At 71.3% G+C, this 9,995-nt stretch carries 13 protein-coding genes and 1 tRNA gene; 2 read left to right on the top strand and 12 right to left on the bottom strand.

What is annotated here, in order from left to right:
* The 4 genes from A6Q79_RS12440 to arsB all read right to left on the bottom strand — a co-directional run.
* Positions 1-497: NAD(P)-dependent oxidoreductase (locus A6Q79_RS12440; RefSeq protein ID WP_317698468.1), on the bottom strand; the 497-nt coding region annotated here is incomplete at its 3' end.
* Entirely contained in the window at positions 494-1,300 is an 807-nt protein-coding gene (locus tag A6Q79_RS12435) for an S-methyl-5'-thioadenosine phosphorylase (protein WP_289016664.1), read from the bottom strand. The genes A6Q79_RS12440 and A6Q79_RS12435, both read right to left, overlap by 4 nt.
* Positions 1,301-1,348: 48 nt before the next feature.
* Positions 1,349-1,750, bottom strand: a complete 402-nt coding sequence (locus A6Q79_RS12430) for an arsenate reductase ArsC (protein ID WP_286691149.1) — start codon at positions 1,748-1,750, stop codon at positions 1,349-1,351.
* Positions 1,747-2,835, bottom strand: a complete 1,089-nt coding sequence (arsB, locus tag A6Q79_RS12425) for an ACR3 family arsenite efflux transporter (protein WP_286691148.1) — start codon at positions 2,833-2,835, stop codon at positions 1,747-1,749. The genes A6Q79_RS12430 and arsB overlap by 4 nt, the downstream gene beginning before the upstream one ends.
* 127 nt (positions 2,836-2,962) lie before the next feature.
* Between arsB and A6Q79_RS12420 the strand changes: the two genes are divergently transcribed.
* Complete coding sequence (locus A6Q79_RS12420) at positions 2,963-3,280, top strand: helix-turn-helix transcriptional regulator (protein ID WP_286691161.1); 318 nt, start codon at positions 2,963-2,965, stop codon at positions 3,278-3,280.
* A gap of 3 nt (positions 3,281-3,283) precedes the next feature.
* Here A6Q79_RS12420 and A6Q79_RS12415 read toward each other — a convergent pair whose 3' ends face one another.
* On the bottom strand, positions 3,284-4,789 hold the full coding sequence (locus A6Q79_RS12415; RefSeq protein WP_286691147.1) for a SulP family inorganic anion transporter: 1,506 nt from the start codon (positions 4,787-4,789) through the stop codon (positions 3,284-3,286).
* 172 nt (positions 4,790-4,961) lie between these two features.
* Between A6Q79_RS12415 and A6Q79_RS12410 the strand changes: the two genes are divergently transcribed.
* Positions 4,962-5,357, top strand: coding sequence for a MerR family transcriptional regulator (locus tag A6Q79_RS12410; protein ID WP_067853309.1), 396 nt, complete (start codon positions 4,962-4,964; stop codon positions 5,355-5,357).
* Between the two features lie 319 nt (positions 5,358-5,676).
* Here the strand turns inward: A6Q79_RS12410 and A6Q79_RS12405 are convergent.
* The 7 genes from A6Q79_RS12405 to A6Q79_RS12375 form a co-directional block, all read right to left on the bottom strand.
* Positions 5,677-5,747, bottom strand: a tRNA-Gly gene (locus tag A6Q79_RS12405).
* Positions 5,748-5,855: 108 nt separating this feature from the next.
* Positions 5,856-6,194, bottom strand: a complete 339-nt coding sequence (locus A6Q79_RS12400) for a P-II family nitrogen regulator (protein WP_286691146.1) — start codon at positions 6,192-6,194, stop codon at positions 5,856-5,858.
* A gap of 1 nt (position 6,195) precedes the next feature.
* Positions 6,196-7,437, bottom strand: a complete 1,242-nt coding sequence (locus tag A6Q79_RS12395) for an ammonium transporter (RefSeq protein WP_286691145.1) — start codon at positions 7,435-7,437, stop codon at positions 6,196-6,198.
* 86 nt (positions 7,438-7,523) lie between these two features.
* On the bottom strand, positions 7,524-8,123 hold the full coding sequence (locus A6Q79_RS12390; RefSeq protein ID WP_317698464.1) for a DUF3445 domain-containing protein: 600 nt from the start codon (positions 8,121-8,123) through the stop codon (positions 7,524-7,526).
* Positions 8,087-8,281 carry a hypothetical protein gene (locus A6Q79_RS12385; protein ID WP_317698462.1) on the bottom strand — a complete coding sequence of 65 codons (195 nt, stop codon included), beginning with the start codon at positions 8,279-8,281 and terminating at the stop codon, positions 8,087-8,089. Before A6Q79_RS12385 ends, A6Q79_RS12390 begins: the two co-directional genes overlap by 37 nt.
* 6 nt (positions 8,282-8,287) lie before the next feature.
* Positions 8,288-8,713 (bottom strand): PLDc N-terminal domain-containing protein, encoded by a 426-nt coding sequence (locus A6Q79_RS12380; RefSeq protein WP_317698460.1) that lies wholly within the window; start codon positions 8,711-8,713, stop codon positions 8,288-8,290.
* A 24-nt stretch (positions 8,714-8,737) separates the two neighbouring features.
* Positions 8,738-9,995 (bottom strand): sugar MFS transporter (locus tag A6Q79_RS12375; protein ID WP_317698458.1); only part of this gene is annotated, 1,258 nt, incomplete at its 5' end.

Here is a 9,995-nt window from a genome sequence, read left to right as displayed (position 1 = left end):
GCCCACGCCAGCGGCCCCCCGCACACGGGGCACGGGTTGTCGAAGCGTCCCGCGTCGAGGTCCTCGCGCGAGCGCACGCCCGGCACCTGCTCGCCGTGCGCGGCGCAGGTGTAGCGGCCCTCGCCGTAGACGACCATGCTCGAGGCCTGCACCAGGCGGTGCACCCCGGCCTCGTGCATCGCGGCCATCAGGGCGGCGGTGCCGAGGTCGTTGTGCGCCGCGTAGTCGGGAAGGTCCTGCGCGTCGACGCCGTTGCCGACCATCGCGGCCTGGTGGCACACGACGTCGATCCCGTCGAGGACGGCGTCGAGCTGGGCCTCGGTGGCGTCGCGCAGGTCGAGCAGGTGCACGTCGGACGGCGCGGTGTCGCGAGCGCCCGGTCCGTGGGCCATCGGCAGGTAGGCGTCGAGACGGACCACCTCGTGCCCGCGCTCGGCGAGCCGCAGGTCGATGCGCGAGCCGATGAACCCGGCGGCGCCGGTGAGCAGGACCCTCACGGGAGCTCGAACGGCAGCGTCATGCCGTCGACGGACGAGCCGCAGGCGCAGTCGCGCTCGCCGAGGGTGCCGACGACCGTCGCGAGCGTCGACTTGAGCGTGTCGGTGTGCTCGCGGAACACCTGGAAGACGGCCTCCATGCTGACGGCCTCGCCGTGACCACCGGCACCGTCGTCGACGCCTGCGTCGTGGTCGGTGACGAGCGCGACGGTGGCGTAGCAGAGGGCCAGCTCCCGGGCCAGGACCGCCTCGGGGTGCCCGGTCATGTTCACCACCGCCCAGCCCTGGTCGGCGTACCAGCGCGACTCGGCGCGCGTGGAGAAGCGCGGACCCTCGATGACGACCATGGCGCCGCCGTCGGTGGGCTGCTGGTCGGCGAGGCCGTCGAGGAGGTGGCTGCGCAGACGCTCGCAGTAGGGGTCGGCGAACGAGACGTGCACGGCGCCGGTGTCGTAGTAGGTCTGCATGCGCCCGCTCGTGCGGTCGACGAGCTGGTCGGGGACGACGAAGCTGCCGGGACCGAGCTCGGGCCGCAGCCCGCCGACGGCGCACGGTGCCAGCACCTGACGGACGCCGAGCGAGCGCAGCGCCCACAGGTTCGCGCGGTACGGCACCCGGTGTGCGGGATAGCGGTGGTCGGCGCCGTGCCGCGGCAGGAACGCGACCGTGCGGTCCCCGACCTGGCCGATCGAGACGGGCGCCGACGGCGGGCCGTAGGGCGTGTCCACGTCGACCTGCTCGGGGTCCTCCAGGAACGTGTAGAAGCCGGATCCGCCGATCACGGCGACGTCGGGGGTACTCATCCCCTCACCCTGGCAGCGCCGGGGGTCGGGCGCATCCCTGCGGCCCGCTCAGCGCAGCGAGGCGAGGAGCTCCTCGACACGGGTGCGGATCTCGTCGCGGATCGGCCTCACGGCGTCGATGCCCTGGCCCGCGGGGTCGTCGAGCACCCAGTCCTCGTACCGCCTGCCGACGTAGAAGGGGCACTCGTCGCCGCACCCCATGGTCACGACGACGTCGGCCGCGACGACGGCGTCGTCGGTGAGGACCTTCGGCTGCTGGCCGGCGATGTCGACACCGAGCTCGGCCATGGCCTCGACGGCCACGGGGTTCACCTGGTCGGCGGGTGCGGAACCGGCCGACAGCACCTCCACGTCGTCGCCGCCGAGCTCGCGCAGGAAGCCGGCGGCCATCTGGGAGCGTCCGGCGTTGTGCACGCAGACGAACAGGACGGTGGGACGGGCACGGCTCATCGGGGGGACTCCTCGGAGGGGTAGAAGCGACGCGCCCAGAGCGCGACGTGGACGAGACCCACCAGGACGGGGACCTCGACGAGCGGGCCGACGACGCCGGCGAGCGCCTGGCCTGAGGTCACCCCGAACGTGCCCACGGCGACTGCGATGGCGAGCTCGAAGTTGTTGCCCGCGGCGGTGAAGGCGACCGTCGTGCTCTTGGCGTACCCGAGGCGCAGCGCGCGTCCGAGCAGCATCCCGAGCGCGAACGTCAGGGCGAAGTAGACGAGCAGCGGCAGCGCGACGCGTGCGACGTCGAGCGGCCGGCTCGCGATCGCGTCGCCCTGCAGCGCGAACAGCACGACGATCGTGAACAGGAGGCCGTAGAGCGCCCAGGGGCCGAGCCGCGGGAGGAACCTCGACTCGTACCAGTCACGACCTCGCGCCCGCTCGCCGAGGGTCCGGGTGGCCCAGCCCGCGAGGAGCGGGACGCCGAGGAACACCACGACGCTGAGGGTGATCGCCGTGAACGAGAACTCCGCCGACGTGGTCTCGAGCCCGAGCCAGCCCGGCAGCACCTGCAGGTAGAACCAGCCGAGCGCCCCGAACGCGACGACCTGGAAGACGGAGTTGACGGCGACGAGCACGGCGGCCGCCTCGCGGTCGCCGCAGGCGAGGTCGTTCCAGATGAGCACCATCGCGATGCAGCGCGCGAGGCCGACGATCACGAGCCCGGTGCGCAGCTCCGGCAGGTCGGGCAGGAACAGCCACGCGAGCGCGAACATGAGGGCCGGTCCGACGACCCAGTTCAGGACGAGCGAGGCGGCGAGGAGCCGCCGGTCGCCGGTGACCCGCGACGTCTCGTCGTAGCGGACCTTCGCGAGCACCGGGTACATCATCACGAGCAGCCCGACCGCGATCGGCAGCGACACGGAGCCCACCGACACCGCCTCGAGCGCGGAGTCGAGCCCCTCGACGGTGCGGCCGAGGAGCAGCCCGAGCGCCATGGCCAGCACGATCCAGACGGGCAGCAGCCGGTCGAGCCGCGACAGCCGCTCCACCGGGGGTGCCGGGCTGGACGACGTGGTGCCGAGGCGCTGCTGCACGGCCGCTCCTTCGTCGAGACAGATAGATCGACGGACATCGATGGAGGGAGCGTAGCGGGTCCTGGGGCATACTCGCCGGGTGACCTCCTCGCCGCTTCCGACCACGGCCTCGGCCTGTGGCGGGACGCTGGCGTCGACGCCGCTCGAGCGCGAGGAGGCGGTCGAGCTGGCCCGCACCTTCAAGGCGCTCGCCGACCCCAACCGCGTGCGGCTGCTGTCGCTCGTGGCCGCGCACCAGGGCGGCGAGGCCTGCGTCTGCGACATCACCGGCCCGGTCGGGCTCAGCCAGGCGACCGTCTCCCACCACCTCAAGGTGCTGGTGGAGGCGGGGCTCCTCTCCCGGGAGCAGCGCGGGACGTGGGCCTTCTACTCCGTCGTCCCGGGGGCGCTGGGGCGCGTCGCGCGACTGCTCGACGGAGTCGACGGGCGTGACGTACGGCTCTGACGCTCAGTGGCCACCGAGCCGACCGGTCAGGCGCTCGTGCCGCTCCGCGCTCGCCGGGTCGAGCCCGACGATGTCGACGTTCGAGCCACGCCGGGCGTACTTCGTCGTGATCGCGTCGAGCGCGGCCACCGTCGAGGCGTCCCAGACCCGCGCGTCCGAGAGGTCGACGACGACGCGCGCCGGGTCGTCGGCGTAGTCGAACCGCGTGTACAGCTCGTTGCTCGAGGCGAAGAACAGCTGCCCGGTGACACGGTAGGTGGCGGTCGTGGTCCCGTCGGCGTCGCTGGAGACGGTGCGCTCGACGTCGGTCAGGTGCGCGACGCGGCGGGCGAAGAGCGTCATGGCCGCCAGGACGCCCACGACGACGCCGATCGCCAGGTTGTGGGTGAGCACGGTGCCGAGCACGGTGACGAGCATGACCGCCGTCTCGCTGCGGGGCATGCGTCGCAACGTGGCCGGACGCACGGAGTGCCAGTCGAAGGTGCCGACCGACACCATCATCATGACGGCGACGAGCGCGGCCATGGGGATGAGGGCGACGACGTCGCCGAACCCGACGACCAGCACGAGCAGGAACACTCCCGCGAGGAACGTGGAGATCCGCGTGCGCGCACCCGAGACCTTCACGTTGATCATCGTCTGGCCGATCATGGCGCAGCCGCCCATACCCCCGAAGAAGCCGGTGATGACGTTGGCGGCTCCCTGGCCGACCGCCTCGCGCGTCTTGTCGGAGGGGGTGTCGGTGATGTCGTCGACGAGCTTGGCGGTGAGCAGCGACTCGAGCAGACCCACGACGGCCATCGCGAGGGCGTAGGGCGCGATGATGCGGAGGGTGTCGAGCGTCAGGGGGACGTCGGGGAGGAACCACGACGGCAGGCTGTCGGGCAGGGTGCCCTGGTCGCCGACGTCGGGCACGGTGATCGACGCGAGCAGGGTGAAGCCGGTGAGCGCGACGATCGCGACCAGCGGTGCCGGGACCACGGCGTTGACGCGCGGGAAGCCGACGATGACGGCGATGCCGACCGCCACCATCGGGTAGACGAGCCACGGCACGTCGACGAGGTGCGTCAGCTGGGCTTGGAAGATGAGGATGGCAAGGGCGTTGACGAACCCGACCATGACCGATCGCGGGACGAACCGCATGAGCCGGGCGACGCCGACGAGCGCCAGCACCACCTGGATCGCGCCGCCCAGGAGCACGGTGGCGATCAGGTAGTCGTAGCCGTGCTCCCGCATCACCGGCGCGATGACGAGGGCGATCGCGCCGGTGGCGGCGGAGATCATCGCGGGACGGCCCCCGAGGAAGGAGATCGCGACGGCCATCGTGAACGACGCGAACAGCCCGACGCGGGGGTCGACGCCGGCGATGATCGAGAACGAGATCGCCTCCGGGATCAGCGCGAGCGCGACCACGAGCCCGGCGAGTACCTCGGTGCGCAGGACCCGGGGGCTGCGCAGGGCGGCGCGGACGGTGGTCGGCTCGTGGACCGGGACGGCGGTGGACGACATGGGGCTCCTGGGCGCGCGACGGTCGGCGCCTGGTCGGGGAGGTGGTGGGGAGGGCCCGGGCGCGGCGTGCGGCACCATGGGCGGGACGGCTCGTGCCGTCGAAGGTCTGCACTGAACCCTACCCTCACGTGAGGGTAGGGTTCGACGTCGCGAGCGGTGAGGATGGTCACGGATGACGGACGGCAGCGGTGACGCGTCGGCGTTCATGCAGATCGGCGAGGTCGCCGCACGGACCGAGCTGTCGCTGCGCAGCCTGCGCCACTGGGAGGAGGTCGGCCTCCTGCACCCGTCGGGCCGCACCGAGGGCGGCTTCCGGCTGTACACCGAGGACGACGTCGAGAAGATCCTCGTCATCCGCCGGATGAAGCCCCTCGGCTTCTCGATCGAGGAGATGAAGGCCGTGATGGCCGACCTCGAGGCCCTGCGGGGCACGGGATCACCGGACGACGCGCGCGCCCACCTGGCCCAGGTCCGCGCCGATGCCGTCGCCCGACGGGAGAAGCTCGAGCGCCAGCTCGCGATGGCCGACGAGTTCCTCGCGCTCCTCGAGCGCGAGTCCGACGGCTGATCGCGCCTCTCGGCGCGCGCCGGTTTGCGTGGGGCCCCACGCAAACCGGCACCAACCACGGGAATCTTGCCTGGGGGGGAGCCGGTTTCCGTGGGGGTGACGGCGCCGAGCCGACCGACAGGTGGCCACGCCTCGCGATGGAGCCGATGACGGGATCCCAAGTCCGGCGGCTTCGCCGCACAGGGGGCCCGACTCGATGACGCATCGGCAACAGAGCGCCTTCGGCGCGATGGAGCCGATGACGGGATCCCAAGTCCGGCGGCTTCGCCGCGCAGGGGGCCCGACTCGATTCCCGTCAGCGACTCCTCGCTGCGCTCGGAGCCGATGACGGGAATCGAACCCGCGTGTCTTGCTTGGGAAGCAAGCGCTCTGCCATTGAGCTACATCGGCCGGTGACGCCCAAGGTACCCGACCCTGGGCGCCGCAGGCGACGAGGGGAGCACGGCGTCGACCCCCGGGCGACGCCGCGCTCCTCACGCCCGACGGGCGCGCCGGCCGTCAGACTGCCGACTCACCGCGCTCCCCCGTCCGCACCCGGACGACCTCCACGAGGTCGGTCGCCCAGATCTTCCCGTCGCCGATCCGGCCGGTGCGGGCGGCCTCGGTCACCGCGTCGAGCACGGCCTCCAGGTCGGCGTCGGAGACCACCACGTCGACCCGCACCTTCGGCCGGAACTCCACCCGGTACTCCGCGCCGCGGTACACCTCCGCGTGGCCCTTCTGCGCACCATGGCCCGACACCTCCGTGACGGTGAGCCCCGCCATGCCGAGCCCGGTCAGCGCCTCCTTGACGTCGTCGAGCCGGTGCGGCTGGACGACGGCGGTCACGAGCTTCACGTCAGGTCCTCTCGAGGTCGTACGCCGACTCGGCGTGCTGCGTGAGGTCCATGCCCTCGAGCTCGTGCTCCTCCGGCGCCCGCAGGCCCATCACCCGGTCGAGCACGCGCGCGATGACGTACGTCGCGACGAACGCGTAGCCCGACACGACGACGATGCCCACGACCTCGCGCCAGACGATGTCCCAGCTGCCGCCGAGGAGGATGCCGCGGATGCCGGCCGGTGCGCCCTCGAAGCCGATGAGCACCACGCACAGCGAGCCGACGATGCCGCCGATCCCGTGCACCGCGAACGCGTCGAGCGACTCGTCGATCCCCAGCCGCGACTTCCACGTGACCGCCCACGCGACGACCGCGCCCGACGCGAACCCGACGAACAGCGCACCGAGCGCGTCGACGGCGTCCGCCGACGGGGTGATGCCGACGAGCCCGGCGATCACGCCCGAGCACATCCCGAGGGTGGTGGCGTGCCCGTCGCGCAGCCGCTCGACGAGGCAGAAGCCGATCATGCCGGTGCAGCCGGCGAGCAGCGTCGACATGATCGCGAACTGGGCGAGGAAGTTGGCGCCGCCGGCGGTGCCGCCGTTGAAGCCGATCCAGCCCATCCACAGCATGCCGACACCGACGAGCACGATCGGCAGGTTGTGCGGACGCATCTGCACCGTGCGACGCTTGCCGAGCACGAGCGCCAGGGCGAGCGCCCCGAAGCCGGCCGACATGTGCACGGCCGTGCCGCCCGCGTAGTCGTGCAGCTGGACGACGTTGCGCAGCCAGCCGCCCTTCGTGTCCTCGCCGTCGAACGCGAACACCTGGTGGCCCAGCGGGAGGTACACGAGCGTGAGCCACACGCCCGAGAACACGAGCCACGCGGAGAACTTCATGCGTCCGACGGCCGCCGACGCGACGATCGCGACCGTGATCGCGGCGAACAGCACGTAGAAGGAGAACCAGTAGGGGTCGACGATCGACCCGTCACCGGGATCGTCGTAGATGCCCGTCCAGCCCAGGTGCTGCAGCGGGTCGCCGATCACGCGCCAGCCGCCGAGGCTGTCGCCGACGACCACGCCGTGGCCGTAGAGCACGTACAGGACGGACACGACGGCGAGCGTGCTCATGCACATCATCAGCATGTTCAGGGCGTTCCTCGGCCCGACCATGCCTCCGTAGAACAGCGCGATGCCGGGGAACATGATCAGGACGACGGCGAATGCGGCGAGCATCCACGCCACGTCGGCTGCGGTCATCGACAGACCTCCTCGGGTGGGGGGTGGTGACGACGCCCCGGGCGGGACGTCGCGCCGGACCGGGGGGCCGGTCCGGGGTCGGGGGTTCAGGGCGCGTGCGCGTGCAGCCAGTCGACGGCGCGGTCGCGGTAGCCGGCGATGCCCTTGTAGTCGGCGATGTCGTCGGGGAGGTCGGCCTCGGTGCGCAGGTGCACCTCGCGGCCGAACGTCACGTCGTCGACGGTCAGCATGCGCGGCCGGTCCGGCCCCCACTCGGGGTACCGCTCGGTCGACACGTCGAGCCGGCGTCCGACGGTGAGCGTCCAGTTCGTCCGCCGGTACGGCGCGCCCGGCTGGAGCCGCATGATGAACTCGCGGGCGCGGGTGATGACGCCGGTCTCGCGCAGGCGCGGCACGGGGCCGTGGATCTCCAAGAACGACATGCCGACGTCGAAGCCGAACGACCAGTCGGCGGCGGACGTCACCAGGCCGGCGTCGCCCCACAGGTCGCCGTCGCGCTGGTCGAGCAGCACGAGATCCTCCTGCACCTGGGAGGCGACGTAGCGCAGCGGCTCGTCGGGCAGCGTCGACGGCTGCGCGTACGTGAAGGGCTGCTCGACGTCGAGGAGCCGGTTGGTCCAGACGTACGACGGTCCGTCGCCGTCGAGGCTCATGACGTCGGGGTAGGCGGCGGCCAGCTCGCGCATGGCTCGCGGTGGTACTCGCCGTCGACGTCGACGAGGCTCGCGCCCCACTGCCCGGCGGGCGTGCTGACGGCGCGCGGCGCCGGCTCGACGTTGGTGGAGTACCGGTAGCGGTCGGTGGGGAACGGGAACGGGAAGCCCGCGACGAGGGCGCGGTCCACGCTGGGTCACAGGTCGAGCTCCAGTCGGTCGTCGGCGGCCCGCGACACGCAGCACAGGAGCGTGTCGGCGGCGGCCTTCTCGGCGTCGCGTGCGGCCTTGTTGCTGCGTTCCGTCATCCCTTCGCCGCGGGCGACGAGATAGACGAGCGCGGTGAGGATGGGCAGGAAGAGTAGGAAGAACACCCAGACGGCCTTCAACCAACCGCTGAGCTTGTGGTCGCGGAACAGGTCGGCGATGATCGCGAACAGCGGCGCGAGCACTGCGTTGATCGCCGCCTGCGCCAGCGCCACCGCGGCCACCAGCTCGACCGGATTGCGCGCCAGCACCAGCGCGGGATAGGATGCCGCGAGCGCAATTAGGCCCGCCACCACCCACGGGCGGCGCCCGCCGCCGCGGGCCACCGACAGATCGCTCAGCCAGCCGAAGCGCAAGGCAATCGGCCGGGCGCGGACGGTTCAGTCGCTCGCCGGGCGCCGCGCGTAGATGCCGAACACCGCGATCACCGCATAGCAGGCGGCGGGCAACGCCAGCGACAGCGCGAGGCTGCCGCTAAGATCGGCCAGCGCGCCGGTGGCCAGCGGAATCACCGCGCCGCCGAAGATCGCCACATTGATGATCCCCGATCCATCCGCCGCGCGGCTGCCCAGCCGTTCGCAAGCGAGCGAAAAGATCGTCGGGAACATGATCGAGTTCATCACCCCGATCGCCAGCAGGCTGTATGCAGCCAGCGTACCGCTGCTGTTGGTCGACAGCGCGATCAGCGCGATCGCGCCGACCGCCACTGCGGCGAGGATCTTGCCCGGGCTCACCAGCCGCAGCAGCACCGAACCGATGAAGCGCCCGATCATCGCGCCGCCCCAGTAGAGGCTGACCATCCAGCCGATCACGCTTTCGGGGCGGCCGAGCACGTCGTCGAGCGTGAGGTAGTTGATGACGATCGAACCGATCGCGACCTCGGCGCCGACATAGAGGAAAATGCACAGCGCGCCGAAGCCGAAGCGGGGCCGGGCCAGCAGGTCGAAACCCACCAGCCCGCTCGAGGCCTCGTGCTTTTCGCCCTGCAACCGGTTGCGGAACAGCCAGACCGCGCCTGCGACCACGGTGATCGCCGCCGCGAGGCCGAGATAGGTCTTCACGATCATCGCTGATTCCGCAGTGCGGTAGGCGGCCAGCGCGGCGCCTTCGAAATCCTCCGCCGAGACATCGGCGAGCGTGCCCAGGATCAGCCCCGCGCCGACCAGCGGGAAGACGAAAGTGCCGAAGGAATTGAACGCCTGCGCGAAAGTCAGCCGGCTGTGCGCGGTCTCCTGCGGGCCCAGCAGGCTGATCAGCGGATTGGCCACCACCTGCACGATCACCACCCCGCTGGCGAGGATGAACAAGGCCAGCAGGAACAGCGGATAGGTCGCCGTGGTGCTGGCGGGGATGAACAGCAGGCAGCCCGCCGTCATCGTCATCAGGCCGGCCACGGCGCCGCGCATGTAGCCGATCTTCTTGACCAGCTTGGCCCCCGGAATGCCGATCACCAGATAGGCGGTGAAGAAGCAGAACTGCACCAGCATCGCCTGCGTGTAATTGAGCGTGAACAGTTCCTTCAGCTTGGGGATCAGCACGTCGTTGAGACTGGTGATCCCGCCGAAGATGAAGAACAGCGCGAAGACGAAGGGGGGCAGGCTGGGGGCGTGGACATGGCCTTCGCCTTCGGCCGGTGCC

Origin of the sequence: Aeromicrobium sp. REDSEA-S32_B7, from assembly GCF_001626145.1 — a bacterium.
GTDB classification, from domain to species: Bacteria; Actinomycetota; Actinomycetes; order Propionibacteriales; family Nocardioidaceae; genus Aeromicrobium; species Aeromicrobium erythreum.
Note: the sequence above shows the minus strand (reverse complement) of the source record. Positions and strands in the feature narration are given on the sequence as shown.